The organism is Hydrogenophaga flava NBRC 102514, from assembly GCF_001571145.1.
GTDB lineage: Bacteria > Pseudomonadota > Gammaproteobacteria > Burkholderiales > Burkholderiaceae_C > Hydrogenophaga > Hydrogenophaga flava.
Window position 1 is genome coordinate 113329 of record NZ_BCTF01000016.1, and the last position, 26320, is coordinate 139648.

Consider the following 26320-nt stretch of genomic DNA (forward strand, 5'->3'; position numbering starts at 1 on the left):
CCCTACAGCGCCTGGGCTCATGCCGGCCGCCCCTGGCGGATGGCCGGCGGTGGTGCGTCGCATCGAGGCTGCACTGGCCGCGGACGGCGGCTCGCCGGACCGGTGGCTGGTGCTGCTGCCGTATGCACAGCTGATCGATCCGGCCCGTCGGGCGTGGGCTGCCTCCCACCCCACTGGCTTCGCGCCCCGGTTCGAAACCACCCGCAACTGGGCCGCCGGGCTGTCGCCCTGGTGGCCCGCGCCCACCGATCTCAGCGGCGACATGGCGCGGGACAGCCTGGTGGCCGAGGCTCTGGTCGACCGCATGGCCAGGGGCCAGCGGGACCCTGCGCTGCGCGCCGAGCTGGCGTCGCGTCTGGTCGATGCGGCGCGCCAGCTGGCGCTGCTCGCCGCGGCGGTGCCGCCGGGGCAGCGGGCAGCCTGGGCCGAACAGCAGCGGGCCGCCCTGACGCCCGGCCCGCAGTGGGAGTCGCTGGTGGCCTCCCTGGCCCTGGCCTGGGTGGGCAGCGCCGGGTTTGCCACTGATGTGCTCTGGTCGGACCGCGCCGCGCCCGGCCTCGCCGCTGACCGGCTCTGGCTGCTGCAGGGTTTTCAGGACGACCCGCTGGGACAGGCGCTGGCCGTGCACTGGGTCGGGCGCTCCGAGGTGTTCTCGCTCGCCGAGTTGCTGGGCGTGTCCGAAGGAGCCTCTGGGGGCTCACGGTGCCTTCAGGCCTGCACCGACCCGGAAGACGAGGCGCGCCGCGCTGCCGCGACAGTGATCACCCGCGTCAACGAGGGGCGGGTGCCGCTGGCTCTGGTGGCCAACGACCGCCTGCTGGTCCGCCGCATCAGCGCCTTGCTGCATGCGGTCGGCGTGCCGCTGCGCGACGACACCGGCTGGAAGCTCTCCACCACCCAGGTGGCCGCAAGGCTCATGAGCCTGCTGCGAGCCGCGGATCCCCGGGCCCGCACCGACGACGTGCTCGACCTGCTCAAGCAGGGCGGCACCTGGCCGGCCGGCGGCGTGGAAGCGCTGGAGCAACTGGCGCGCGAACATGGGCTGTCCTCCTGGCGGGCGGTGCTGCGGCACGCGGCGCTGGTGCCCCTGGTGCCCGAGGGGCTCCCGGCGATGCTCGAGTCTCTGCAGGCGGCGCGCCCGCTGGAGCGCTGGCTCGACGATCTGCGCTCCGCACTGGAGGCGTGCGGGCTGTGGTCCATGCTGCGCGACGATCCGGCCGGGCAGCAGGTGTTGCAGGTGCTGCGCTTGAACGTAGGGGCCTCGTCCGAGCTGAGACAGGTCGGACAGGCGCTGGCCGATGGCACCCGGCCCGCGACGCGCATCGGCCTTGCGGGGTTCTCCGCCTGGGTCCGTGATGTGCTGGAGAGTGCCAGCTTTCTGCCGCGCAGCGACGCCGAAGCGCCTGTGACGATCCTGCCGATGGCGCAGTTGATGGGGCGCGGCTTCGCTGCGGTGGTGATGCCGGGCTGTGACGAGGCCACGCTCGATCCCAGCCCGGAACTGCCCGGTCCCTGGACGGCCGCGCAGCGGACGGCGCTTGGGCTGCCGACGCGGGAGCAGCTGTCGGCCGCGGCGCAAGGCGCCTGGGCCGCTGCGCTGTGCGCGCCCTCGGTCGACATCCTGTGGCGCTGCCAGAAAGACGGCGAGCCGCTCTCGCCCAGCCCCTGGGTGCTGGCATTGCCGGGTGCTGACTCGGTCGCGACCGCTGCCATCAGCCACGACCAGCGCCGCCGCCTGGACCCCGCACTGGTACCGTTACCCCAGCCTTCGGCGCCGGCGCTGGTGCCGGCCCGGCTGTCGGCCAGCGCCTACCAGGACCTGCGCGACTGCCCCTACCGCTTCTTCGCGCTGCGGCAGCTGCGGGTGAGCGATGCGCCCGAGCTGGAGGCCGAGCCCGACCAGCGCGACCTGGGCAACTGGCTGCACGCCGTGCTCAAGGTCTTTCACGAGGAGCGCGGCGACCAGCGCCCGGGCCGCGAGGCCGATGCGCAGCGGCTGGACCAGATCGGGGATGAGGTGGCGGCCGCCATGGGCCTGCAGGGCGACGCCACCGAGGCGGGCTTTCTGCCCTATCAGGCGGTCTGGCCGGCGCTGCGCGAGGGCTATCTGGACTGGCTCGCCGACCACGAGGCCCAGCCTGGCCGTCCCGGGCCGGTGTTCGAGCGTGCCGAGGCCGAGCTGGCGGCGGAGCTGCCACCCTGGCGCCTCTGGGGCAAGCTCGACCGTATCGACCGTATCGACCGTATCGACCGTATCGACCGTATCGACCGCCAGGACAGCCCGGAAGGCCCGTTGTCGCTGGTGATCGACTACAAGACCGAGAGCCGGCAGAAAACCGAAGACCGGGTCAAGCACCCGTTTGAGGACACCCAGCTGGCGTTCTACGCCGCGCTGCTGCCCGACGAGAACCTGCGCGCAGCCTACCTGAGCATCACCGACGGCCGCACGGCCAGCGGGAAAAAAGGCGCTACCCACCTGATCGAGCAACCGCTCGTGCTGCAGGCGCGCGAACGCCTGCGCGAGGGCCTGGTGGCCGACCTCTCGCGCGTGGCGGCCGGGCACCCCATGCCCGCGCTCGGCGAAGGGCGCGTGTGCGAGTACTGCGATGCCCGAGGGCTTTGCCGCAAGGACTTTTGGAGCGGACAGTGAACATCCCCCGCGCCATGAGTGAGATGCTGGCCGCGTACCAGATCAATGGCCAGCCAGTGTCGGCCGAGGCCTTCTATGCCACCGCCTGCGACCCGGCGCGGTCGATCGCGGTCGAGGCCTGCGCGGGTGCGGGCAAGACCTGGATGCTGGTGGCGCGCATCGTGCGGGCGCTGCTCGACGGCACACCCGCGCAAGACATCCTGGCCATCACTTTCACCAAGAAGGCCGCTGGCGAAATGCGCGCGCGGCTGGGCAGCGAGTTGCGCCGCTGCGCGGACCTCGATGAAGAAGGGCTGGTTCAGACTTTGCGCAGTTGGGGCTTCGGTGAGGCCGAGGCCCGGCGCCGCGCGCCCGAGCTCAAGACCTTGCAGCAGCGGGTCACCGCCTCGGGCCGCCAGGTGCAACTGCGCACCTTCCACAGCTGGTTCTCGGCGCTGCTGCGCGGCGCACCGCTGACCGTGCTGCAGGAGCTGGGGCTGCCGCTGTCCTACGAGCTGCTGGAAAACGACCAGAAGGCCATGCCCCTGCTGTGGCCGCGTTTCTACGCGGCGCTGGCGGCCGGTGCCGAAGACCGGCAGGCGTTCTTTGACAGCGTGGCGCGCCACGGCCGTCACCAGACGATCAAGGCGCTGGAGGCGGCGCTGGCCAAGCGCGTCGAGCTGGGTCTGGCGGACGCCGCCGGCCTGCTGGAGCGCTCGGTGGCGCATTTCAGCGAGGTGGTGCCTCGGCTGGCCGGTTTCGAGCGGCCGGAGCAGGCCCTGGCGGGCGAGGCCGTGCGCGCGCGCTGGCTGGGCTGGGCCCGGGAACTGGGCGCGGAAAAAAACAAGACGCCGCAGAAGGCGGCGGATGCGGTGGTGGATGCGTTTGCCGCCGTTGATGAGCCGGGCCGCCTGGGTGGGCGGCTGGCGGCGCTGCGCAAGGCCTTCTTCGTGGCGACCGAAGACCGCCTCAACACCAACCTGGCCAAGTTCCCTGCGGCCCAGGCCGCCGAAGCCGATTTGCAGGAGCTGCTCAAGGCGCAGGCCCAGTACGAGGCCTGGCAACACCAGCAGCGCATGACCCGCCTGGCGCGGGTACTGCTGGCCTGTTATGCCGATCTCAAGCGCGAGCGCGGCTGGGTGGACATGAACGACCTCGAGTCCGCCGCCTGCCGCCTGCTGGGCGACGCCGAACTCTCGGGCTGGATGCAGCAGCGGCTCGACGCCCGCGTGCGCCATCTGCTGATCGACGAGTTCCAGGACACCAACCCGCTGCAGTGGAAGTCGCTGTACGGCTGGCTCAGCGCTTACGCCGGGGCCGGTTCGGGTGAGGCGCCCAGCATGTTCCTGGTGGGCGACCCCAAGCAGTCGATCTACCGCTTCCGCCGCGCCGAGCCCCAGGTGTTCAAGGCCGCCCAGGCCTTCGTGGTGCAGGGGCTGGGTGGCGCGCTGCTCAGCTGCGACCACACGCGCCGCTGTTCGCAGGCGGTGGTGCAGACGCTCAACACCGCCATGGCCGCGGCGACGGTGGCGGGCGAATACACCGGCTTCCGGCCCCACACCACGCACAGCCAGGAGGCCGGTTCGGTGGGTGCGCTGCCCACCATCGAACGTCCCGCGAAAGAAGAGGCGTCCAGCGACGAGGAGCCGGTCTGGCGCGACAGCCTGAACCAGCCGCGCGTGCTGCCCGACGAGGAGGGCAGTGCCGAGCGTGAAGCGGCCCAGGTGGCCGACTGGATCGCGCAGCAGGTGGCCGCAGGCCACGCGCCCGACGGTTTCATGGTGCTCGCGCGCAAGCGCAACCGGCTGCATCTCGTGCATGAGGCGCTGCGCGAACGCGGCATCGCGAGTGAGGCGCCCGGCGAGGCCGAACTGATCGAATCGCCCGCGGTGCAGGACATGGTCGCGCTGCTGGACGCGCTGGTGTCGCCGCGCCACCACCTGAGCCTGGCGCGGGCGCTCAAGTCGCCTCTGTTCGGCTGGGACGACGACCGGCTGGTGGCGCTGGCCACCGCGGTGCGCGCCGCAGGCGAGGGGCTTGAAGACAAACCCGGGTGGTGGGAGGTGCTGCCCAGCGTCGACCCCGCCACCGCCGGCACGCTCGCGCTCTACCTGGACTGGCTGCGCCGCCTGCCGCCGCACGATGCGCTCTCGGCCATCGTCGACCACGGCGACGTGCTGGCGCGCTTTGCCTGCGCGGTGCCCGCGAGCGAACGCGGCGCCACCCTGGCCGCGCTGCGGGATCTGCTGGCGCAGTCGCTGGCCCAGGACGGCGGACGCTTTCTCACGCCCTACCGCTTCGTGCGGGCGCTCAAGGCGGGCGGCATCGCCGCGGGCGGCGCCCACCAGCCGGGCGCCGTGCGGCTGCTCACCATCCACGGCGCCAAGGGCCTGGAGGCCGACACCGTGGTCCTGCTGGACACCGACAACCCGCCGCAGAAGCCCGAGAGCATGGGCGTGCTGGTGGATTGGCCGGCTGGCGAGGATGCACCGCGTCGCTTCGTGTTCCTGGCGAGCGAGAAGAAGCCGCCCACCTGCGCGGTGGATCTGCTCGCCACCGAACAGCAGGCGCGCGCACTGGAAGAGCTCAACGCGCTGTACGTGGCGCTCACGCGGGCGGAGACGAATCTGGTGATCTCCAGCTTCGTGCCGCACCAGCCGCCCGACCAGAGCTGGTGGCGGCGGCTGCAGCCGCTGGCAGAGCCGCTGCCGGCGCCGGTGGTGGCCACCCTGGCGGTCGCGGTGGATGCGCCCTTTGAACTGCCGGCGCTCCCGGCGCTGGACCCGAAATGGCTCCGCACGGACATCCCCGACACGGATGTGGCAGAAGACGACGAACGTTCCCGCCTGGGCCAGGCCATGCACCGCCTGCTGCAGTGGCGGCCGACGCCGTTGGGGGACTTCACCTGGACCGACGAGCACCTGCGGGCGGTGGTGCGCGAATTCCAGCTGCCCCAACCGGCCGGCGACGAGGCGCTGGCGATGGCGCAGCGCGTGGTGGCGGGCGAGGCCGCCTGGGCCTGGTCGGAGCAGGCCCTGCTGCACTGGGGCAACGAGGTCGAGCTCTGGCACGAAGGCGAACTGCTGCGGCTGGACCGGCTGGTGCGGCGGCGCGACAGCGGCGAATGGTGGGTGCTCGACTTCAAGAGCGCCGAACGGCCCGAGCTGCAGGCCGCGCTGCGCGAGCAGATGGCGCGCTACCGCCGGGCGCTGCAGGCGGCCCGTCCTGGCGAGGCGGTGCGGCTGGCCTTCGTCAGCGCCACCGGACAACTGATTGAACTGGAAACCCCATGAATTCTGACGTCGCGATCATTGGCGGCGGCCCGGCCGGCCTGATGGCCGCCGAGGTGTTGTCGGCGGCCGGCGTGCCGGTGAACCTGTACGACGCCATGCCCTCGGTGGGCCGCAAGTTCCTGCTGGCCGGCAAGGGCGGCATGAACCTGACCCATTCCGAGCCGGCCGACCGTTTCGCGGGCCGCTACGGCGAGCGGCGCCAGCAGATCGAGGCCCTGCTGGCCGACTTCGGCGCTGCCGTGGTGCGCGCCTGGGCGCAGGGCCTGGGCGTCGAGACCTTCGTCGGCAGCTCGGGCCGCGTGTTCCCCACCGACATGAAGGCCGCGCCGCTGCTGCGGGCCTGGCTGCAGCGCCTGCGCCATCCCGCCGGTGGCGGCCCCGGCGTGCGCTTCCACATGCGCCACCGCTGGCTGGGCTGGACCGACGATGGCCGGACGCTGAGGTTCGAGACCCCGTCGGGCGAACAGCGGGTGCAGGCCCGAGCGGTGGTGCTGGCGCTTGGTGGCGGCAGCTGGGCGCGGCTGGGTTCCAACGGCGCCTGGGTGCCGTTGCTGGCGGCGCGAGGTGTGGCGGTGGCGCCGCTGCTGCCCGCCAACTGCGGCTTCGACGTGGCCGGCGGCTGGAGTGAACACTTCCGCAGCCGCTTCGCCGGCCAGCCCTTCAAGAACGTGGCGATCCGCTTTGAAACCGATGCGGTGCCGGCGTTTGATCGCCAGGGCGAGTTCGTCGCCACGCAGACCGGCGTCGAGGGCAGCCTGGTCTATGCAGCGTCTGCGCTGGTGCGCCAGCAGATCGTCCGGGCAGGCGAGGCCACGCTGCTGCTGGACCTGCTGCCGGCCTGGACGCCTGAGCGGGTGCAGCGCGAGGTGGCCCACCCGCGCGGTTCGCGCTCCCTCTCCAGCCACCTCAAGAGCCGGCTGGGGCTGGACGGCATCAAGACCGCCGCGCTGTACGAGCGGCTGGGCAAGGACGCGATGAACGACCCTGTGCAGCTCGCCGCAGCGATCAAGGCGCTGCCGCTGACACTGGTCGCGGCGCGACCCATCGACGAGGCCATCAGCAGCGCCGGTGGCGTGCTGTTCGAGGCGCTGGACAGCGGTCTGATGTGCGAGCAGCTGCCCGGGGTGTTCTGCGCCGGCGAAATGCTCGACTGGGAGGCTCCCACAGGTGGCTACCTGCTGACCTCCTGCCTGGCCAGCGGCCACCGGGCCGGGCAGGGCGTGCTCGACTGGCTGCAACGGGCCAAATGAAACCCTTCTGTCATCACGGCGTCAAGACGCCGACCTACAGTGTCCGGCTTGTCATTCAGAACCTGAGTTCCCAACGACCATGAGCACACCCCAACCGAACCGCCGCCGCTTCTGCCAGCAGATCGCCGCTGGCCTGGCTCTGGCGCCCGCACTGTCCTTTGCCACCACGTTTCCGGAACGCCCGATGCGCATCGTCGTGCCGTTCGCACCGGGGGCCGGCACCGACGCCATGGGCCGCCTGGTGGCCGCCAAGCTGAGCGAGCTGTTCAAGGTGAACGTGGTGGTCGAGAACCGCACCGGCGCCTCCGGGGCCATCGGCGCGCAGGAGGTGGCCAAGGCCGCGCCCGATGGCCACACGCTGCTGCTGGCCGCCGCGCCTTTCACCACGGTGGCGGCCGCGCTGCCCTCAGCGGGCTACGACCCGGTGGGCGGCTTCGCGCCGGTCGGCATGATCGCGAACGGCCCGCTGGTCTGGGTGGCCAACAAGGACCTGCCCGTGAGCACGCTGCCCGAACTGATCGCACTGGCCAGGAAGCAGCCGGGCGCGCTCAACTACGGCTCGGCCGGCGTGGGCGGCATCAACCACCTGGTGCTCGAATCGCTGGAGGCGCGCGCCGGCATCTACATCACCCACATTCCCTACCGCGGCATCGCGCCGGCCACGCTGGACACCATCTCCGGCCAGCTGCAGCTGCTGACCGGCACCATCCCCGCGCTCGCGCCCCACATCCGCGACGGCAAGCTCAAGGCGCTGGCAGTCACCAGCCCGGAGCGCAGCCCCGCGCTGCCGAACGTGCCGGGCATGAAGGAAGCCGGCATGGCCGACTTCAACGTGCTGAACTACTTCGCACTGGTTGCACCGCGGGGCACGCCGGATGCGGCGGTGCAGCAGATCAACGCCGCGCTGGCCCAGGTGGTGCAGATGCCGGATGTAAAGGAGCGCCTCGCCAAAGATGCGCTGGAGCCTGCTGTGGGCAGCCCCGCGCAGCTGGGCCAGTTCCTGCAGCGCGACCTGGACGGCTGGAAGGCCGTGGTGAAGAAGCAGGGACTGAAGATCGACGCGTTCTGAGCTGTTCGCAGCGGAACAACAAAAAAGGCCGCTGATGCGGCCTTTGCTTTTGTGCGCCATCGGCGCTGAATGAATAAGGTGACGAGCCTTGACCCCGGCACTGGCTCCACAGTTAGGGCTGCTTGGTTCCCCACCTGACCCGGTTGGCCGCTTCACCATGCGGGAAGGCCCGTCACCCGCGATTGTAGGCGATGCCTGTGTCCTTTCCGGTGTGGGGTGACCTTTAGAATCACCCGCCTATGTCCTATGTCGTCCTGGCCCGCAAATACCGTCCGCGCCGCTTCACCGAAATGGTGGGGCAGCAGCATGTGGTCCAAGCCCTCTCCAACGCCCTGACGACCCAGCGCCTGCACCACGCCTATCTGTTCACCGGTACGCGCGGCGTCGGCAAGACCACGGTCTCGCGCATCCTGGCCAAGTCGCTCAACTGCCTGGGCGCTGACGGGCAGGGCGGCATCACCGCCGAGCCCTGCGGCGTCTGCCAGGCCTGCACCGACATCGACGCCGGCCGTTTCGTCGACTACACCGAGCTGGACGCTGCCTCCAACCGCGGCGTGGACGAGGTGCAGTCGCTGCTGGAGCAGGCGGTCTACAAGCCGGTGCAGGGGCGCTTCAAGGTCTTCATGATCGACGAGGTGCACATGCTCACCGGGCATGCGTTCAACGCGATGCTCAAGACGCTGGAAGAGCCGCCCGAATACCTCAAGTTCGTGCTGGCCACGACCGACCCGCAGAAGGTGCCGGTGACGGTGCTCTCGCGCTGCCTGCAGTTCAACCTGCGTCCGATGGCACCCGAGACGGTGCTGGAACACCTGGGCCAGGTGCTCGCGGCCGAGAACGTGCCGGCCGAGCCGCAGGCCTTGCGCCTGCTCTCGCGCGCGGCGCGTGGCTCGATGCGCGATGCACTCTCGCTCACCGACCAGGCCATCGCTTTCGGTGGCGGCCAGTTGCAGGAGGCCACAGTCCGCCAGATGCTGGGCGCGGTGGACCGTTCGCACGTGCTGCGGCTGATCGATGGCCTGGCGCGCGGTGATGGCGCGGCCGTGGTGGACACCGTCGATGCGCTGCGCGTCAACGGGTTGAACGCTGCCTCGACGCTGGAAGAAATGACCAGCCTGCTGCAGCGCATGGCTGTGCTGCAGGCGGTGCCCGAGCGGGCGGCGCTGGAGGCCTCGGACGACCCCGACCAGCCCGAGATCGTGCGGCTGGCGCAGGCCCTGCCGGCCGACGAGACGCAACTGCTCTACAGCCTGTGTCTGCATGGTCGCGCCGAGCTGGGACTTGCGCCCGACGAGTACGCCGCGCTGACCATGGTGCTGCTGCGGCTGCTGGCCTTCAAGCCGGCCGGCGCCGCCAGCGCCTCGCCGGAAAAAAAAACACTGAAATCCGGGCCTGAGCCCGTTGCAGCGCCCGCGCCGGTGGCCAGACCGCCGGTGGTCGCGGCCCCTTCGCCGAACCCTGCGGCCCAGGTGCCCGCTTCGCCAGCGGTCTCCGCCCCGTCCGCCGCCGTGCCCGCACCAAGGCCTGCTGCCGCCCCCGTGGCGCGCGAGGTCCCCGAGGAGCCCACGGACGTCGACGGACCGCCCTGGGTCGACGAACCCAGTGAAGAGGCGATGCCTGAGCCTCCGGGCGAGGGTGTGCAGACCAGCCGGCGCGTGGTGGAAATTCCGGTGCGCGAGGCCAGCCTCTCCCCCCGGGTGGAGCAGATGCGCGACCCCTCGGAGCCCGTGCGACTGCCGGAGCCGGTGATCACGCCCGAAGGCGACTTCTGGTTCTCTCTGGTGCAGCAGATGGTCAAGGCCGAAGTGGTCACGGCCCTGGTGCGCGAGCTGGCGCTGCAATCGCAGCTGGTGGCTCGTGATGCCGACCAGTGGCTGCTGCGCGTGGAGCGCGAGTCGCTCAACCAGGCCAGCACGCGCGAGCGCCTGTCGACGGCTCTGCAGTCGCAGGGCCACGCGGTGCGTCTGGCGGTGGAGATCGGCCCGGTGAGCGACTCGGCGTCCCTGCGTCTGGCGGCCGAGGCCAACCGGCGCCAGCGCGAGGCCGAACGCATCATCCACGACGACCCGCTGGTGCAGGCCATGATGCGCGACTTTGGCGGCAGAATCGTGCCCGGATCGCTGCGGGCCACCGAGGCCTGAGCGCACACAGTTTCATTCTTTTCAAGAACCCCAACCCAAGGAACACCATGTTCAACAAAGGACAACTCGCCGGCCTGATGAAGCAGGCCCAGGCCATGCAGGACAACCTCAAGAAGGCCCAGGACGAACTGGGCAACATCGAGGTCACAGGCGAGTCCGGTGCCGGACTGGTCAAGGTGGTCATGACCTGCAAGCACGACGTGCGCCGCGTGACCATCGACCCCTCGCTGCTGGCCGACGACAAGGACATGCTCGAAGACCTGGTGGCCGCCGCTTTCAACGCGGCGGTGCGCAAGGCTGAGGAAACTTCGCAGGAGAAGATGGGCAAGCTCACCGCCGGCATGCCGGGGCTGCCGGGTGGCATGAAGTTCCCGTTCTGACCACGCACCCACGCGTGGCCGATACCCACTCGCTGGAACTGCTGGTGCAGGCGCTGCGCTGCCTGCCCGGCGTGGGGGTGAAATCCGCTCAGCGCATGGCCTTTCATCTGCTGCAGCACGACCGCGAGGGCGCGCTGCGGCTGTCGCAGGCCTTGCAGCACGCTTGCGGTTCGGTGAAGCACTGCACGATGTGCCACACCTTCACCGAAAACGACATCTGCCCGACCTGCGACGACCCGCGACGCGACCGTGGCCTGCTCTGTGTGGTCGAGACGCCGGCCGACCAGGCGGCGATGGAGCGCACCGGCGCCTACAAGGGCCTGTACTTCGTTCTGATGGGCAAGCTCAGCCCGCTGGATGGTGTCGGTCCGCGCGAGATCGGACTGCAGAAGCTGTTCGAGCGCATCGATGCGACCGAGCAGGGCGAGCGGGTGGTGCGCGAGGTGATCCTGGCGACCAACTTCACCGCAGAGGGCGAAACCACGGCCCATGTCATCGCGCAGGGGCTGAAGACCCGTGGGGTCAACGTCACGCGTCTGGCGCGCGGGGTGCCGGTGGGCAGCGAGCTCGAATACGTCGATCTGGGCACCATTGCCCACGCCCTGGTGGACCGTCGCTGAAGCAGCCGTTCACCGTTTTTGTTTCAAGGTGTTTTCATGACCTATGCCGGACTGACCGTGGCCTACTGGACCGTGCTGGTCGTGGCCCTGCTGCCGCTCGGCTGCGCCTGGCTGGCCAAGTCGGGGGCTGTGTCCAAACCTCGCCGGGACGGCGGCTACGACAACCACCTGCCGCGCGAATGGCTGGCGCGGCAGTCGGGCTGGCGCGCGCGGGCCAACGCGGCGCAGGCCAACTGCTTCGAGGCCATGCCGTTCTACATCGGCGCTGTGATCATTGCGCACCAGCATTCGGTCTTCCAGACGCGGCTGGATCTGCTGTGCTTTTTGTACGTGGTGCTCCGGCTGATGTACATCCTGTTCTATGTGGCCGACATGGCCACGCTGCGCAGCGCCGTATGGGTGCTGGCGTTCGCCGCCAACATCGCGCTGCTCTTCATCTGATCGCGACGTCGGCGGCCGTTACATCGGCTTGCATTTGGCGTCGGTGGAAACCCGCTCGGGACTCGTCCCGATGCGCAGCGGGCGTGCGTGTCCTACGCTCGGTTCCATCGAATCAGGGAACCGAAGGACGCGTGCATGTGGAATCGCCGTGAATGGTTGCGGTCTTGGGCCTCGGCGTTGCCGATGGTGGCCGGGCTGCCTGTGGCGATGGCGCAGGGCAGCGCGAGATTGCAGTCGCCGCCTGCGCGCGCTCCGTTCGGACGCGTGGTGCTGGTGGTGGAGAACCGCGCAGCCTTCTGCTACCTGCCGCTGACGATTGCCGATCGCATGGGGTACTTCGCAGCCGAAGGGCTGGACGTGCAGGTGCGCGACCTCATGGAGCCTGGAACCGCCTTGCAGGCCCTGCTGTCCGGTGCTGCGCAGGTGCTCTCGGGTCCCTACAGCACCAGCGTCGCCTTGCGCGCACGCGGCCAGTCCTGCCCGTCGATCGTGCTGCAGGGGCGTGCGCCCCAGCTGGTGCTGGGGGTGTCGCACAAGACGCTCGCGGGTTTCCGAACCATCGGCGATCTGCGCGGGCGCAAGGTGCTGGTGCCGTCTCTGGGCAGTGGTGCGCACCGCATGGTGCTCATGATGATGGCGGCCGGCCGTCTGAGCGCGGAGGCGGTGGAGTTTGTGCCGGTCTCCAATCCGACGGCGGCGCTGGTGAATTTCCGCAACGGGCAGGTGGATGCGATCTGCTACACCGACCCGGTCATCACCCAGCTGGAGCAGGAAAGTGCGCTGCGCCTGGTGGCGGACACACGCACGGTGCGGGGCAACGCGGATGTGTTCGGCGGACCGATGCCCGCAGGTTGCCTGAGCGTGGCGGCCGACTACCTGAGTTCGCACCGCGACGAGTGCCAGGCGCTGGTCCACGGCCTGGTCCATGCACTCAAGTGGCTACAGACCGCGGGCCTGTCCGACATCAACAAGGTGGTGCCGGAGTCGTACTTCCAGGGTGACCGGGCGCTGTACCTGGCGGCGTTCAGCCGTGCTCGCGAAGCGTGGTCGCCCGACGGGCTGATGCCCGATGCCGGGCCGGTGACCATGGCGCGGGTGATGTCCCGGTTCGACACCGCGTCGCCGCTGCGCCAGGTCGACCTTTCGCAGACCTTCACCAACGACATCGCGCTCAAGGCCAAGGCCCGGTTCAAGGCCTGAGCCACTGCGCCGAGCACGTTCAGCGTTTGGCGGTCTTGCGGCTGGAGCGCTCTTCCGATGCGACCCGGACGCTCTTCTGTTTGCCCTTGGCCGCCTTGGCAGAGCGCACAGGCTTCTTCGCACTGGCCTGCTTGCTGCGGGTGGCCTTGCTGGTCTTGGCCGAACGGACCGGGGCGCGCTCGGCCACGCTGACGGACTTGGGCAGCATCAGGGTGAGGCGCTGGCCCGACTTGAGCTTCGCGTTCACGGACAGTCCGTTCCAGCCCGCCACGCTGACGGTGCTCACCCGGTAGCGCTGCGCCACACGGGCCAGCGTGTCGCCCTTGCGGGCGCGAACCACCGTGCGCTTGAGCACCACCTCGGGTGCCAGGCTGAGCTGGGCGTTGTCGGCGACAAATTCGCTCACGTCCCGGTCCCGCGCGCCGCTGCGGTGGACCAGCAGGCTGGAGCCGGCCCGGACCTTCATGCGCGGCGGGATGTTGTTGACCTCGCGCAGCTCCGACTCGCTCATGCCGACTTGCCGCGCCACCTGGGCCAGGCTCATGGTGGTAGGGGCCACCCAGGCGGTCCAGGAGGCCAGCGAGCCGTGGTAGGTCTTGAGCCGCTCCTCGAACACCTTCGCGTTGTCCCAGGGCAGGAGGATGTGTGGCGTGCCGGCGGCCATCACCAGCGGCTGCTTGATGGACGGGTTGAGCGTGCGGAAGTCGCGCTCGCTGATGCCCGCGAGGCTCGCGATGAGCGCGACGTCCATGTCGCGTTCGATCGTGAGCGTGTCGAAGAAAGGGTGGTTGCCGATGGTCGGCAGCACGGTGCCGAACACCTCGGGGCGTGCGACGATGTTCTCGACCGCCTGCAGCTTGGGAACGTACATGCGCGTTTCCAGCGGCATGTTCAGGTCGGTGTAGCTGGTGGGGCGTCCCTCGCGCTGGTTGCGGGTGATGGCCCGGTTCACGTTGCCCTGGCCCCAGTTGTAGGCGGCCAGAGCCAGGTGCCAGTCGCCGAACCGGGCGTGCAGCTGTTCAAGGTAGTCGAGCGCCGCACGGGTCGAGGCCAGCACGTCGCGGCGGTCGTCCCGGAACACGTTCTGCTTGAGGTCGAAGGACTGGCCGGTGGCGGGCATGAACTGCCACATGCCCGCAGCACGGGCGCTGGACACCGCCTGCGGGTTGAACGCGCTTTCGATGAACGGCAGCAGCGCCAGCTCCATGGGCAGGTTGCGCCGCTCGATCTCCTCGACGATGTGGAACAGGTACCGGCTTGAGCGCTCGGTCATGCGCTGGATGTAGTCGGGCCGGGATGCGTACCACTGCTCGCGGTCGCGCACCAGCTCGCCATCAAGGTCCTGCATCGCGAGCCCTCGGCGGATGCGCTCCCAGATGTCGACCGGTGCGGCCAGCATGGTGACGGGCGGGGGCTCGGCGGACGCGATGGAAATCTCGCTCAGAGGGGCTTGAGGCGTCTGGACCCGCGGGAGCTGGGGAACGGGGGCCGGCACTTGCGCCGGAGCAGTTGCCGTGGACGATGGCGTTTCCGGCGGCACGTGCGGCGGCAGTGGCGTGCTCGCGCAGGCGGCCAGCAGCGCCAGCAGCCCCATTCCACCCAGCACCTTCACGGAGCGTGTGGAGATGCGCAGGCAGACGGGCAATGAAGAGAGAAGGGTCATGGACTACTGAAACACGTTTTTCCAGGCACGCAGCGTGGTGAACACACCGAGCGCGTCGGAAGGGGTCTCTGGGACATGGCGGCGCGCTGCTTCTGACAGGGCCGGCGCGCGCACGCGAAGAAAGGGGTTGATCTGTTTTTCCTGCCCGATGGAGCTGGGCAGCGTGGGAAGGTTCCGCTCGCGCAGCGACTGGCAGTGTTGTTCGTATGCCTGCAGACCGGCGTTGTCCGGATCCACCGCCCGCGCAAACCGCAGGTTGGACAGCGTGTATTCGTGGGTGCAGCACACCCGGGTGTCGTTCGGCAGGGCCGCCAGGCGGTCGAGTGAGGCGAGCATCTGTTGGGGAGTGCCTTCGAACAGGCGGCCACAGCCAGCAGAGAACAGCGTGTCTCCGCAGAACAGAAGCGGCTGGCCATCCACATCGGCGCAGTGGTAGGCGATGTGGCCTGCCGTGTGGCCCGGCACGTCCATCACGTCGAAGCGCAGGTCCAGCAGGTCGATGGTGTCGCCATCGCTCACACGTTCAAGGGGCTCGGGCACGACCTCGCGTGCGGGGCCGATCACCCGTGCACCGGTGGCCTGCCTCAATGCCTGAACACCACCCGTGTGGTCGCCATGATGGTGGGTGATCAGGATCGCTTCGAGCGCGATCCCTTCAGAGCCCAGCCACTTCAGCACACCCTCCGATTCCCCCGGGTCCACCACGAGCGCGCGTCGACCATCATGAAGCACCCAGATGTAGTTGTCGTTGAACGCAGGCAGGGGGATCAGGGTCATGGGGCTCGCACCTTGGGCAGGGCGTGTAGAGTACCGGGCGGGACCGGGTCGCGGCCCGCAAAGACCGTCGCTTGAACACCCAGAATGAATCACCGGATTATAAGTTTGACCGACTGGTTCCAGACCCCTCCGGGGCGCTACCTGCTCCAGTGGGAACAGGGACAGTTCGACCGTTCGGTGGTGAACTTGTTCGGCTACAACGCGCTGCAGCTGGGATTGCCGGAACTGCATGCGCTGACGGCCAACCGGATGCCTCACCGGTGGCTGGCGCTGCCCGAGGAAATGCTGAACGCAGAGGACATTCCGACCGGGCCAGCCAGCGACCTGGAGCCCGCAGCCGCAACCGCAGAGCAGTCCTCCTCAGCGACCCCGCGCGTGGCGCTGGTGACCAACGCAGCGGCGCTCCCTTTTCCAGAAGCGAGTCTGGATCTGGTGGTGCTGCCCCACACCCTGGAGCTCAGTGCCGATCCGCACCACGTGCTGCGCGAGGTGGAGCGGGTGCTCGTGCCCGAAGGGCGTGTGGTGGTGGCGGGTTTCAATCCCAACAGCTTCTGGGGGCTGCGCCAGAGCCGTTCGCGCCTGATGGGCCGCCTCGGCATCTCGGCGCTGGGTCTGTCGGAGCTGTACCTGCCCGAGGCCGGCGAGTTCATCGGGCCTGGGCGGCTGCGGGACTGGTTCCGTCTTTTGAGCTTTGAGGTCGAGTCGCACCACTATGGCTGTTACCGTCCCGCCGTTCACAGCGACAAGTGGCTGCAACGCTATGCCTGGATGGACCGCGCCGGCGCCCGCTGGTGGCCGATCTTCGGATCGGTCTATTTTTTTGTTGCGGTCAAGCGGGTGCGCGGCGTCCGCCTCCTGGGGCCCGCCTGGCGACCCCGGCGGGCCTCGGGCACCGCACCCGTGACGATCGCAAACCGGCGCTGAGAGGCGCCTTTCTGGAGCATTGAATTTGAACCACGTGGTGATGTACACCGACGGCGCCTGCAAGGGCAACCCTGGTCCGGGCGGCTGGGGTGTCTACCTGCAATCGGGGGGGCACGAAAAGGAGTTGTGGGGCGGCGAGCGCGAGACCACCAACAACCGCATGGAGCTGACCGCGGTCATTGAAGGTCTGGCGGCGCTCAAGCGCCCCTGCACGGTGGCGCTCTACCTCGACAGCGAATACGTGCGCAAGGGCATCACCGAGTGGATTCACGGCTGGAAGGCCAAGGGCTGGAAGACGGCCAGCCGGCAACCGGTGAAGAACGCCGATCTGTGGCAGCGCCTGGATGCGCTGGTGCACCAGGGCACGCACAAGATCGAGTGGCACTGGGTCAAAGGACATGCCGGTGACCCAGGCAACGAGCGGGCCGATGCCCTGGCGAACCGTGGTGTGCCTGCCTGAGAGCCGCGTGATCCGATGAATCTCCGATGAACGGGTGACCGTTCTCGCGGGGCTTCGGGAACTTGTGCGGCGCAGCAGCGTCTGCGCTGATACATTGCGTTTCTTTCTCCGTCTCATTCGCAGCACGGACGCTGCATGAGGCCTTCGTGGACACGAAGACTACATGGCACAAAAACTCTACGTCTGGGTCGCGGTAGGCGGCATTGCGCTGGCGTCGGCCGGCGCCTGGTGGTTTCAGAACCGTCCCGCTGCAGGTGCACAGCAGGCCACAGCGGGCGCTGCCGCACCGGGCACTCCCGCTCCGCCCGGTGCTGCCGGTGGACGGCCCGGCCAAGGCGGTGGTGGCATGCCGGGGGTCGAGGTCACCAAGGTCCAGACCCAGCGCCTGCAGGACGATGCCCAGTCCGTCGGCACCCTGCGTTCGCGCCAGAGCGTGACCCTGCGGCCCGAGGTGGCCGGTCGCATCGTGCAGATCGCGGTGTCGGATGGTGCCCGGGTGCGCAGGGGCCAGTTGCTCGTGCAGATGGACGACACGTTGCAGAAGGCGGAACTGAGCCAGGCCCAGGCGCAGTTGTCGATTGCGCGCGCCAACCTCAAGCGCAACGAGGAGCTGGTGGCCCAGGCCTTCGTGGCCCAGCGGGTGCTCGATGAAAGCCGTGCCGCGCTGCAGGTGGCCGATGCCCAGGTGTCGCTGGCGCAGGCTCGGCTGGCGCGCATGCGCGTCGTGGCGCCCTTCGACGGCACGGTGGGCCTGATCAACATCAACCTCGGCGAATACGTCAAGGACGGTGCAGACCTGATCAACCTTGAAGACACCTCGCAGCTGACGGTGGACTTCCGCCTGCCCGAGCGCTACCAGAGCCTGGTGGCGGCGGGCCAGTCGGTGCAGGTTCAGCTGGATGCTCTGCCAGGCCAGAACTTTCAGGCCCGCATCCAGGCGGTCGACCCGCTGCTGGACGCCAACGGGCGCTCGGTGGCCGTGCGGGCGGTGCTGCCCTCGACCGCGGGCAAGGACCTGCGCCCGGGCATGTTCGCGCGGGTCAACACCGTGTTTTCGGTCAACGACGCGGCCCTGGTCGTGCCTGAGGAGGCTCTCGTGCCGCAGGCGGGCAAGCAGTTCGTCATCAAGCTGCGCAAGGAAGGCGAGGGCGATGGCGCCAAGCTGGTCACCCAGCGCACCGAGGTCCGCATCGGCGTGCGCCGCGCTGGCCAGGTGGAAATCACCGACGGTGTGGCGGTGGGCGACATCGTGGTGGTCGCCGGGCAGCAGCGGCTGCAGCAGGACGGAACCGCCGTCCGTGTGGTGGACATGAGCCGGCCCGATGCCGGCCCTCCGGGCGCCGGCAAGGGTGGGCCTCCTGCCAGCGCACCCGCCGCCAAGCCGGGTGAGGCGCCTGCGGGCGGCAAGCCAGCCGCCGCGGGCTGAGGTCGTCCCGCACCGCACAGGAGCCTGACCCATGCAACTGCCCGAGATTGCCATCCGCCGCCCGGTCTTCGCGAGCGTGCTGTCCTTGTTGATCCTGCTGGTGGGCCTGGTGGCCTTCCAGGGGCTCACGGTGCGCGAGTACCCCAAGATCGACGAACCGACGGTCACCGTAAGCACCACCTTCACCGGCGCTTCGAGCGAGGTGGTCGAGTCGCAGGTCAGCAAGCCGCTGGAAGACTCGATCGCCGGCATCGAGGGGGTGGACGTGATCACCTCCATCAGCCGGCAGGAGCGCAGCCAGATCACGGTGCGCTTCAAGCTGGAACGCGACCCCGACTCGGCCGCCGCCGATGTGCGCGACAAGGTCAGCCGGGTGCGCCAGCGCCTGCCACAGGGCATCGACGAGCCGGTGATCGCCAAGGTCGAGGCCGACGCCTTTCCGGTGATCTGGCTGGCCCTGACCTCGGACACCCACAGCGCGCTGCAGCTGTCCGATCTGGCCAACCGCATCGCCAAGCCAGTGTTGCAGACCGCGCCCGGCGCCGCCGAGGTGCGGGTGTTCGGCGAGCGCAAGTACTCCATGCGCATCTGGGCCGACCCCGACCGTCTCGCGGCCTACGGGCTCACGGTGCAGGACATCGAGGACGCGCTGCGGCGTTCCAACCTCGAAGTGCCGGCCGGTCGCATCGAGAGCAGCCAGCGCGAGTTCAACGTGACAGCCGCGACCGACCTGCAGACGCCACAGCAGTTCCGCGACGTCACCATCCGCAACGTCAACGGCCTGCCGATCCGGCTGGGCGATGTGGCGCGGGTGGTGCAGGGTCCGCAGGACGAGCGCAGCTCGGTGCGCCTCAATGGCCGCGACTCGGTGTCGCTGGGCGTGATCCGCCAGGCCACGGCCAACCCGCTGGAGCTGTCCGCGGGTGTGCGCCAGCTGCTGGAGAAGGTCAAGGCCGATCTGCCGCCCGGCATCAGCGTCGATATCGCCAACGACAACTCGGTCTTCATCGACCGCTCGATCAAGGCCGTGTACACCACCATCGCCGAGGCCGTGGTGCTGGTCGCGCTGGTGATCTTCGTGTTCCTGCGCACGCTGCGCGCCTCCATCATCCCGCTGGTGACGATTCCGGTCAGCCTGGTGGGCGCTTTCGCGCTGATGGCGCTGTTCGGTTTTTCCATCAACACGCTGACGCTGCTGGCCCTGGTGCTGGCCATCGGCCTGGTGGTGGACGACGCCATCGTGGTGCTGGAGAACATCTACCGCCACATCGAGGAGGGCATGAAGCCCTTCGACGCCGCGATCAAGGGCGCACGCGAGATCGGCTTTGCTGTCATGGCCATGACGCTGACGCTGGCGGCGGTGTATGCGCCGCTGGCCTTCACGCCTGGTCGCACTGGCCGCCTGTTCGCCGAGTTTGCGCTGGCCCTGGCCGGCGCGGTGGTGGTCTCGGGTTTCGTCGCCCTGACGCTCTCTCCGATGATGAGCAGCAAGCTGCTGCGCCACAACCCGAATCCGGGCTGGTTCGACCGCGGCATGGAGCGCGTGCTGGTGGGCATCACCAACGGCTACAGCCGCATGCTGGCCGGCGCGCTGCGCGTGCGCTGGCTGGTGGTGGGCATCATGCTCGCCAGTGCGGTGGGCAGCTGGTGGCTGCTCAAGACCACCAAGCAGGAGCTTGCGCCTCTGGAGGACCGTGGTGTGATCCTTGTCAATATCAACGGCCCGGATGGCGCCACGCTGAACTACACGCGCCGCTACGCCGAAGCGGTCGAGCGCATCGGCCAGAACTACCCGGAGTTCGACCGCATCTTCGCCAACATCGGCAGCCCCACTGTGGCCCAGGGCTCGGTGTTCCTGCGCGCCACACCCTGGGAAGAGCGGGAACGCAGCACCCTGGAGATCGCTCGCGAGTTGCAACCCAAGATCGGTGCACTGCCGGGCATCAGCGCCTTCCCGATCACGCCGCCATCGCTGGGCCAGGGCTTCCGCGAACGGCCCATCAACTACGTCATCGTCACCAGCGACAGTTACGAAAACCTCTCGCGCACGGTGCGCCGCTTCCAGGACGAGATGGCGAAGTACCCCGGCTTCCAGCAGGTCGACACCGACCTGCGGCTGAACAAGCCGGAGATCCGCATGGACGTGGACCGCGAGCGCGCCGCCGACATGGGGGTGAGCGTGGATGCCATCGCCCGCACGGTGGAAACACTGCTGGGCGGGCGCACCGTGACACGCTACAAGCAGGGCGGCGAGCAGTACGACGTGGTGGTGCAGACCGACAGCGCGCAGCGCAACGCGCCCGACGACATTGACCGCCTCTTCGTGCGCGGTCGGGGCGACGCCGTGATTCCTCTGGCCTCGCTGGTCAAGGTCAGCGAGGTGGTGGTGCCGCGCGAGCTCAACCACTTCGGGCAGCGGCGCAGCGCGTCCATCACCGCCAACCTCGGCCCCGAGCTGGCGCTGGGTGATGCGCTGCAGATCATGAACACCATCGCGGCCGATGTGCTGCCACCTGGCTACACCACCGACCTCAATGGCCAGAGCCGCGAGTTCCGCAGCTCGTCGGGCTCGCTGGCCATTGTGTTCGCGCTGTCGCTGCTGTTCATCTTCCTCGTGCTGGCAGCCCAGTTCGAGAGCTTCGTCGACCCGTTCATCATCCTGCTGTCGGTGCCCTTGTCCATGCTCGGCGCGCTGCTGGCGTTGCGGCTCACGGGAGGCACGCTCAACGTGTTCAGCCAGATCGGTCTGATCACGCTGGTCGGGCTGATCTCCAAGCACGGCATCCTGATCGTGGAGTTCGCCAACCAGCTGCGCGAGCAGGGCCAGTCCAAGCTGGAGGCCGTGACCGCGGCCGCCGCGCTGCGCCTGCGCCCCATCCTCATGACCACTGGCGCCATGGTGCTCGGTGCCCTGCCGCTGGCTCTGGCCTCGGGCGCGGGCGCCGAGAGCCGCCAGCAGATCGGCTGGGTCATCGTGGGTGGCATGTCGGTGGGCACGCTGCTGACCATCTTCGTGGTTCCGACCATGTACATGCTGCTGGCGCGCAGCCGGCACGGCTCGCGCGTGCTGCCGCAGGAGACTGCCCAGGGACCGTCGCACCCAGGCGACGTGCTGGTGGCCAAATGAGGTGCCCCGGCGCGGGGCGGGTGGGGCGGTGAGCTGGCTCGAACACCGGGTGCCGCCGCCCCTGGTGGGTTTGGTCACCGCGCTGCTGATGGCCTGGGCGGCCGGTGGCCCCGCATGGCATGTGCCCACTGGAGCGAGCGGCCTGTCGTTGGTGCTGCTGGTGCTGGTCGGGCTGTCGTTTGATTTCGCCGGGCTGCTGGCCTTCCGCGCGTCGCGCACCACGGTCAATCCGCTGCGCCCCGAGCGCGCCTCGTCCCTGGTCACTCGCGGCGTCTACCGCATCACGCGCAATCCGATGTATGTCGGGATGGTGTTTCTGTTGCTGGCCTGGGGCGTCTACCTCGCGCACTGGCCGGCGCTGCTGCTGGGGCCGGTGGCCTATGTCCTGTACCTCACCCGGTTCCAGATTGCGCCCGAAGAGCGGGTGCTGCTGGGCCTGTTCGGGGAGGAGTACCGCGCCTACATGGCGCGCGTGAGGCGCTGGCTCTGAGGCGGCTCAGATCGCGCCGTCGAACATCATCACGTCGACCGAATCGCCCACGGCCACGTTGCCCTGGTCGTGGTGCAGCACGATCAGCCCGTTGCCTTCGACCATGGAGCGCAGCACGCCCGAGCCCTGGTTGCCGGTGGTGCGCACCCGCAGCGTGCCGTCCGCCTCGCGCGTGACGATGCCGCGCTGGTACTCGGTGCGGCCCGGTTTTTTGCGCAGTGCTTCGGCGCTGCGGGCCTGCAGCAGTACCGGCTCGCAGGCGGTGCAGCCCATCATGTGCTGCAGGGCGGGGCGAACGAATGCCAGGAACGTAACCATCACAGCCACGGGGTTGCCGGGCAATCCGAACAGGATCGAGGACTTGCCTTCCTGGACGATCCGGCCCACGGCCATGGGCCGGCCCGGCCGCATCGCGATGCGCCAGAACGCCACGTCGCCCAGCTGCTTCATCATGGCCTTGGTGTGGTCGGCTTCGCCCATGCTCACGCCGCCGCTGGTGATGATGGCGTCGGCCTCGGACGCAGCGCGACGGAAGGCGGCTTCGAGCGCGGCCGGCTCGTCCTTTACCACGCCCATGTCGAGCACCTCGATGCCCATGCGGGTGAGCAGTCCGAACACGGTGTAGCGGTTGCTGTCGTAGACCGCGCCTTCGCGCGGCGCCTCGCCCAGGCTCAGGATCTCGTCGCCGGTGGAGAAGTACGCCACCTTCAGGCGCCGGAACACGGGGACGGTGGGCAGGCCTAGGCTGGCGATCAGGCCCAGCGCCGCCGGTCCCAGGGTCTGGCCGCGCGCAAGTGCGGGGCGGCCGGCCATCAGGTCTTCGCCGAGCAGGCGGCGGTTGTCACCCAGGCGGACCACGTCGGCCGGCACGGTGACCGTCTCGCCCTCGACCTTCACGAACTCGATGGGCACCACGGTGTCGGTGCCGGCGGGCATGATGGCGCCGGTCATGATCTTCACGCAGTCGCCCGCACCCGCCTGGCCGCTCCAGGCCTGGCCTGCGTAGGCGGTGCCCAGGCAACGCAGCACCAGCGGCTGCCCGGGCCGCAACTGGCTGCCATCGAACGCGAAGCCGTCCATGGCCGAGTTGTCGTGCGGCGGCACACTGATCGGCGAGACCACGTCCTCGGCCAGCACCCGCCCCAGGGCACCGAACACGCCGCAAGTCTCAGCTTCGCCGACCGGTGTCACCAGCCGCGCCAGGAACGCGTTGACGTCCGCGGCCCTGAGGGCCTTGGGGTCGTAACCCTGCAACTCGGCTGCAATCTGTTCAATCGTCTTCATCGGTTGGTCAAGTCAGGGCTTTTCGAGCGCGTGCAGTTCGTCCAGGGTGTTGGCATTGGCGAACGCCAGCGGGTCGTCGCCCGGGCGGTCGAACGGAACCACCACGGTGCGGTGCTGGCCAGTCCAGCGGTCGATCTTGCGGCCATCGCCGCGGGTGAAGTCGGCCAGGCTTTCGAGCAGGCCGACCTTCATCAGGCAGAACACCGGCTGGGCGCGCCATTGCCCGTCATCCTCGCGGGCGGCCGCCATGGCGATCTCGGTGTCGGGGGCCTCAAAGGCCTGCGCCAGGCGCAGCGCCAGGTCGAGCGGGAAGCGCGGCGAGTCGCAGGGCACGGTGAGCAGCCAGGGTGTTTCGCAGCGCTCCAGTCCGGTGAGAAAACCCGCCAGCGGTCCCGCGAAATCGTCGAGCGTGTCGGGCCACACCGGTGAACCGAAGGCCTCGTAGGCCGAGAGGTTGCGGTTGGCGTTGACCATCAGGTCTCCGACCAGACCGCCTTCCTGCATCTGCAGCCGCATGAGTGCGTTCAGCGCCAGCGGCGTGCCGTGGAAGTTCTGCAGCCCCTTGTCGACGCCGCCCATGCGCGAGCCGCGCCCGCCGGCCAGGACCAGCCCGGTGATGTCTCCCGCTTGCATGGGTTCAGCCTCCGATGTAACTCATTTCGATGCGGCGCCCGCCTGTGCTCTGGTCTGGCGGCATGGAGGCGCGCAGCTCGGAGTAACGGTCGTCGCGGCCTTGCCAGATGGCGGCGATGGCGCTGGCCAGTTCGGCGTCGCTGGTCCCGCCGCGCACCAGCGGTTTGAGGTCGTGGCCCTGGGTGGCGAACAGGCAGAGGTAGAGCTTGCCTTCGGTGGAGAGGCGGGCGCGGTTGCAGTCGTGGCAGAAGGCCTGCGTGACGCTGCTGATGACACCGATCTCGCCGCTGCCGTCGGCATAGCCCCAGCGCTCTGCGGTTTCGCCGGGCGCGGACGGGTCCAGCTGCACCAGCGGCAGCTCGCTGTGGATCAGCTGCACCACCTCGGCGCTGGGCATCACCTCGTCCATGCGCCAGCCGTTGGTCGCGCCCACATCCATGTATTCGATGAAGCGCAGCACCGCGCCGGTGCCCTTGAAGTGGCGCGCCATCGGCAGGATCTCGTGCTCATTGGTGCCGCGCTTGACCACCATGTTGATCTTCACCGGGCCCAGCCCGGCCTCGCGCGCCGCCTCGATGCCGCGCAGCACATCGGCCACCGGGAAGTCGACATCGTTCATGGCGCGGAACACGGCGTCGTCCAGCCCGTCCAGGCTCACAGTGACGCGGCGCAGGCCGGCAGCCTTGAGATCCCGCGCCTTGCGTTCCAGCAGCGAGCCGTTGGTGGTCAGCGTGATGTCCAGCGGCCGGCCTTCTGTAGTGCGCAATGCGGCCAGCTGCTCAATCAGGATCTCGATGTTCTTGCGCAGCAGCGGCTCACCGCCGGTGAGGCGGATCTTCTGCACGCCATGGGCCACGAACTGGCGCGCAATGCGGGTGATCTCCTCGAAGCTGAGCAGGGCACTGTGCGGCAGGTAGGGATAGTCCTTGTCGAAGATCGACTTGGGCATGCAGTAGCTGCAGCGGAAGTTGCAGCGGTCGGTGACGCTGATGCGCAGGTCGCGCAGCGGTCGGCCGAGCGCATCGCCGAGCAGACCGGTGGCATCAATCGGTGTGGTGGGAACGACCGCGGCGCGGGTCGTCAGGCGTTGGTCGACCAGGGGAATCACGCGTTCGGACATGGCGAGATTATGGTCGACCCTGCATAGCCCGGCCTGGACAAACGGGCTTCGGGCAGGGGCAATGCCCGCGGGTACTCAGGTGCTGCTGCCGACCCGCACGAAGACCTGCGCGTTGGCCTCCAGCCAGCGCTCGGACAAGTCGCTGTGCTGCTGGGTCGGGTGGAAGTCTCGGCGGAAGTAGCGCTTCCATGGCGCATAGCTGGTGCGCAACAGGCCGTCGCGCCCGAGCAGGTGGCGGGCGGCGCTGCGCCAGGTGGACCAGCGCCACAGCGTGCCGTCGGCGCGCAGGTTGGAGACGGTCTGTCGCAGCGCGTCGCCGAGGAAGAACACGGTCACGCGGCGCATCCAGCGTAGCCGCCAGGCGTGGCTGCCGCCCAGGGCCCGGTAGATGTCGAAGGCGGTAGACTTGTGTTCGGCTTCCTCGGCGCTGTGCCACAACCACAGCGTTTTCAGACGGGGTTCGCAACCGTCCAGCAGTGTGGGGTGCGCGAGCATCCACTCGGCGAAGAGGGCTGTGAAATGTTCGTTGGCTGCCGTGATGGCCACACCGTGGCGCACATCGGCTCCGTCCATCCGTGCCAGCCGCCGACGCGCTCTGGGCTCCCAGTGGTTGGTCAGGCCATGTTTTTCGATCTGGGCGTTGAACAGACCGTGGATGCGCCGGTGCGTGGCTTCCTGACCGACAAAGCCCTGGACCTCGTCGCGCAGCGGCGCCTGTTGTTCGGGTGGCAGGGCCTTGAAACCGGCGCGCACCGAGTCGATGAAGAACTGCTCACCGATCGGGAAGCTCATGGACAGGGCGTTGAACCAGGCGGTCAGGAAGGCGTCGCCGCCGCACCAATGGCGATCCACAGGCTGGTCCAGATCGATCAACAGGCGGCGGACGACAAGTTCGGTCATGGCTTCAAACGGTTGCTGGTACTGGCTGGTACCGAGGCTGCCATGGTCTAGCTTTCAGGCATGGGTGTCAAGCCGGCAACCCCTGTGCTCGTGCAGCCTAAGATGCGGGTCATGGCCTTGAACCAGACCACAGCAGAGACCACCAACGGCAGCGAGCACCGGCGACGCCTGCTGCAGGGCATGGCCAGCATGGCCGCCACCAAAGGGCTGGCCGCTGTGACCATTGCCGACGTGGTGCGTGAGGCGGGTGTCTCCAAGCGCACGTTCTACGAGCACTTCGAGAGCAAGGACGCCTGCTTTCTGGAGTTGTACCGGGCGGTGAGCATGAATGCTCTGAAAACATTGAGGGACTCGGTGTCGGTCGAGCGGCCCTGGCAGCAGCAACTGGAACAGGCGTTGCAGGCCTATCTCACGCACATGGCCGCCAACCCTGAACTGCTGCGAACCCTGTTCATCGAGATTCACCACCTGGGAGTGGCGGGTGAACGGGCCC

At 68.9% G+C, this 26320-nt stretch carries 21 protein-coding genes and 1 other RNA gene; 15 read left to right on the forward strand and 7 right to left on the reverse strand.

Going from position 1 to position 26320, the window contains the following annotated elements; translation table 11 throughout:
• The first annotated feature begins 19 nt into the window (after positions 1–19).
• The 4 genes from HFL01S_RS25925 (at position 20) to HFL01S_RS15075 (ending at position 8241) form a co-directional block, all read left to right on the forward strand.
• Positions 20–2650, forward strand: coding sequence for a PD-(D/E)XK nuclease family protein (locus HFL01S_RS25925; RefSeq protein ID WP_066260057.1), 2631 nt, complete (start codon positions 20–22; stop codon positions 2648–2650).
• The gene (locus HFL01S_RS15065; RefSeq protein WP_245644821.1) at positions 2647–5922 is read left to right on the forward strand and encodes a UvrD-helicase domain-containing protein; all 3276 of its coding nucleotides are present in this window, start codon (positions 2647–2649) and stop codon (positions 5920–5922) included. The genes HFL01S_RS25925 and HFL01S_RS15065 overlap by 4 nt, the downstream gene beginning before the upstream one ends.
• On the forward strand, positions 5919–7172 hold the full coding sequence (locus HFL01S_RS15070) for a TIGR03862 family flavoprotein (RefSeq protein ID WP_066260060.1): 1254 nt from the start codon (positions 5919–5921) through the stop codon (positions 7170–7172). Before HFL01S_RS15065 ends, HFL01S_RS15070 begins: the two co-directional genes overlap by 4 nt.
• Before the next feature lie 79 nt (positions 7173–7251).
• Positions 7252–8241: a tripartite tricarboxylate transporter substrate binding protein gene (locus HFL01S_RS15075; RefSeq protein WP_066260062.1), complete on the forward strand. Its 990-nt coding sequence runs from the start codon at positions 7252–7254 to the stop codon at positions 8239–8241.
• Positions 8242–8318: 77 nt separating this feature from the next.
• Here HFL01S_RS15075 and ffs read toward each other — a convergent pair.
• Positions 8319–8415, reverse strand: an RNA gene (ffs, locus tag HFL01S_RS15080) — signal recognition particle sRNA small type.
• Positions 8416–8480: 65 nt separating this feature from the next.
• Here ffs and dnaX point away from each other — a divergent pair.
• The 5 genes from dnaX to HFL01S_RS15105 all read left to right on the forward strand — a co-directional run bounded on the left by dnaX (position 8481) and on the right by HFL01S_RS15105 (position 13023).
• A complete protein-coding gene (gene dnaX, locus HFL01S_RS15085; protein ID WP_066260068.1) occupies positions 8481–10382 on the forward strand; it encodes a DNA polymerase III subunit gamma/tau in 1902 nt (633 codons plus the stop codon).
• Positions 10383–10429: 47 nt separating this feature from the next.
• A complete protein-coding gene (locus HFL01S_RS15090; RefSeq protein ID WP_066260071.1) occupies positions 10430–10762 on the forward strand; it encodes a YbaB/EbfC family nucleoid-associated protein in 333 nt (110 codons plus the stop codon).
• Between the two features lie 14 nt (positions 10763–10776).
• A complete protein-coding gene (gene recR / locus HFL01S_RS15095) occupies positions 10777–11382 on the forward strand; it encodes a recombination mediator RecR (RefSeq protein WP_066260078.1) in 606 nt (201 codons plus the stop codon).
• 36 nt (positions 11383–11418) lie between these two features.
• Complete coding sequence (locus HFL01S_RS15100) at positions 11419–11823, forward strand: MAPEG family protein (protein ID WP_066260081.1); 405 nt, start codon at positions 11419–11421, stop codon at positions 11821–11823.
• A 135-nt stretch (positions 11824–11958) separates the two neighbouring features.
• Positions 11959–13023: an ABC transporter substrate-binding protein gene (locus HFL01S_RS15105; RefSeq protein WP_084383341.1), complete on the forward strand. Its 1065-nt coding sequence runs from the start codon at positions 11959–11961 to the stop codon at positions 13021–13023.
• Between the two features lie 19 nt (positions 13024–13042).
• Here HFL01S_RS15105 and HFL01S_RS15110 read toward each other — a convergent pair whose 3' ends face one another.
• Entirely contained in the window at positions 13043–14617 is a 1575-nt protein-coding gene (locus HFL01S_RS15110) for a transglycosylase SLT domain-containing protein (protein WP_174525246.1), read from the reverse strand.
• A 72-nt stretch (positions 14618–14689) separates the two neighbouring features.
• The gene (gene gloB / locus HFL01S_RS15115) at positions 14690–15463 is read right to left on the reverse strand and encodes a hydroxyacylglutathione hydrolase (protein ID WP_066260090.1); all 774 of its coding nucleotides are present in this window, start codon (positions 15461–15463) and stop codon (positions 14690–14692) included.
• 84 nt (positions 15464–15547) lie between these two features.
• On the opposite strand from gloB, the gene HFL01S_RS15120 reads away from it, so the two are divergent.
• From HFL01S_RS15120 to HFL01S_RS15140, 5 genes are all read left to right on the forward strand, one after another.
• Positions 15548–16387, forward strand: a complete 840-nt coding sequence (locus HFL01S_RS15120; protein WP_066260092.1) for a class I SAM-dependent methyltransferase — start codon at positions 15548–15550, stop codon at positions 16385–16387.
• A 25-nt stretch (positions 16388–16412) separates the two neighbouring features.
• Positions 16413–16847: a ribonuclease HI gene (gene rnhA / locus HFL01S_RS15125; RefSeq protein WP_066260095.1), complete on the forward strand. Its 435-nt coding sequence runs from the start codon at positions 16413–16415 to the stop codon at positions 16845–16847.
• A 163-nt stretch (positions 16848–17010) separates the two neighbouring features.
• Positions 17011–18273 carry an efflux RND transporter periplasmic adaptor subunit gene (locus HFL01S_RS15130; RefSeq protein ID WP_084383343.1) on the forward strand — a complete coding sequence of 421 codons (1263 nt, stop codon included), beginning with the start codon at positions 17011–17013 and terminating at the stop codon, positions 18271–18273.
• Positions 18274–18304: 31 nt separating this feature from the next.
• Complete coding sequence (locus tag HFL01S_RS15135; RefSeq protein WP_066260097.1) at positions 18305–21400, forward strand: efflux RND transporter permease subunit; 3096 nt, start codon at positions 18305–18307, stop codon at positions 21398–21400.
• 28 nt (positions 21401–21428) lie between these two features.
• Positions 21429–21890, forward strand: a complete 462-nt coding sequence (locus HFL01S_RS15140) for a methyltransferase family protein (RefSeq protein WP_066260099.1) — start codon at positions 21429–21431, stop codon at positions 21888–21890.
• 6 nt (positions 21891–21896) lie between these two features.
• On the opposite strand, the gene moeA is transcribed toward HFL01S_RS15140, so the two are convergent.
• The 4 genes from moeA to HFL01S_RS15160 all read right to left on the reverse strand — a co-directional run bounded on the left by moeA (position 21897) and on the right by HFL01S_RS15160 (position 25827).
• Positions 21897–23174 (reverse strand): molybdopterin molybdotransferase MoeA, encoded by a 1278-nt coding sequence (gene moeA / locus HFL01S_RS15145; RefSeq protein WP_066260103.1) that lies wholly within the window; start codon positions 23172–23174, stop codon positions 21897–21899.
• Between the two features lie 12 nt (positions 23175–23186).
• Entirely contained in the window at positions 23187–23807 is a 621-nt protein-coding gene (mobA, locus tag HFL01S_RS15150; protein WP_066260106.1) for a molybdenum cofactor guanylyltransferase MobA, read from the reverse strand.
• 4 nt (positions 23808–23811) lie between these two features.
• Positions 23812–24927, reverse strand: coding sequence for a GTP 3',8-cyclase MoaA (gene moaA, locus HFL01S_RS15155; protein WP_066260108.1), 1116 nt, complete (start codon positions 24925–24927; stop codon positions 23812–23814).
• A 75-nt stretch (positions 24928–25002) separates the two neighbouring features.
• Positions 25003–25827 (reverse strand): metal-dependent hydrolase, encoded by an 825-nt coding sequence (locus tag HFL01S_RS15160; RefSeq protein WP_066260110.1) that lies wholly within the window; start codon positions 25825–25827, stop codon positions 25003–25005.
• 111 nt (positions 25828–25938) lie between these two features.
• Here HFL01S_RS15160 and HFL01S_RS15165 point away from each other — a divergent pair.
• A partial coding sequence (locus HFL01S_RS15165) for a TetR/AcrR family transcriptional regulator (protein ID WP_169802342.1) occupies positions 25939–26320 on the forward strand: 382 nt, incomplete at its 3' end.

What these genes read in the sequence shown, in the direction of transcription:
- gloB (WP_066260090.1), bottom strand. Translation starts at nt 15,463, where the DNA reads ATGACCCTGATCCCCCTGCCTGCGTTCAACGACAACTACATCTGGGTG.
- HFL01S_RS15130 (WP_084383343.1), top strand. Translation starts at nt 17,011, where the DNA reads ATGGCACAAAAACTCTACGTCTGGGTCGCGGTAGGCGGCATTGCGCTG.
- mobA (WP_066260106.1), bottom strand. Translation starts at nt 23,807, where the DNA reads ATGCAAGCGGGAGACATCACCGGGCTGGTCCTGGCCGGCGGGCGCGGC.
- HFL01S_RS15100 (WP_066260081.1), top strand. Translation starts at nt 11,419, where the DNA reads ATGACCTATGCCGGACTGACCGTGGCCTACTGGACCGTGCTGGTCGTG.
- moeA (WP_066260103.1), bottom strand. Translation starts at nt 23,174, where the DNA reads ATGAAGACGATTGAACAGATTGCAGCCGAGTTGCAGGGTTACGACCCC.
- HFL01S_RS15070 (WP_066260060.1), top strand. Translation starts at nt 5,919, where the DNA reads ATGAATTCTGACGTCGCGATCATTGGCGGCGGCCCGGCCGGCCTGATG.
- HFL01S_RS15135 (WP_066260097.1), top strand. Translation starts at nt 18,305, where the DNA reads ATGCAACTGCCCGAGATTGCCATCCGCCGCCCGGTCTTCGCGAGCGTG.
- HFL01S_RS15160 (WP_066260110.1), bottom strand. Translation starts at nt 25,827, where the DNA reads ATGACCGAACTTGTCGTCCGCCGCCTGTTGATCGATCTGGACCAGCCT.
- HFL01S_RS15110 (WP_174525246.1), bottom strand. Translation starts at nt 14,617, where the DNA reads ATGGGGCTGCTGGCGCTGCTGGCCGCCTGCGCGAGCACGCCACTGCCG.
- HFL01S_RS15120 (WP_066260092.1), top strand. Translation starts at nt 15,548, where the DNA reads ATGAATCACCGGATTATAAGTTTGACCGACTGGTTCCAGACCCCTCCG.
- HFL01S_RS15090 (WP_066260071.1), top strand. Translation starts at nt 10,430, where the DNA reads ATGTTCAACAAAGGACAACTCGCCGGCCTGATGAAGCAGGCCCAGGCC.
- HFL01S_RS25925 (WP_066260057.1), top strand. Translation starts at nt 20, where the DNA reads ATGCCGGCCGCCCCTGGCGGATGGCCGGCGGTGGTGCGTCGCATCGAG.
- moaA (WP_066260108.1), bottom strand. Translation starts at nt 24,927, where the DNA reads ATGTCCGAACGCGTGATTCCCCTGGTCGACCAACGCCTGACGACCCGC.
- HFL01S_RS15075 (WP_066260062.1), top strand. Translation starts at nt 7,252, where the DNA reads ATGAGCACACCCCAACCGAACCGCCGCCGCTTCTGCCAGCAGATCGCC.
- dnaX (WP_066260068.1), top strand. Translation starts at nt 8,481, where the DNA reads ATGTCCTATGTCGTCCTGGCCCGCAAATACCGTCCGCGCCGCTTCACC.
- HFL01S_RS15105 (WP_084383341.1), top strand. Translation starts at nt 11,959, where the DNA reads ATGTGGAATCGCCGTGAATGGTTGCGGTCTTGGGCCTCGGCGTTGCCG.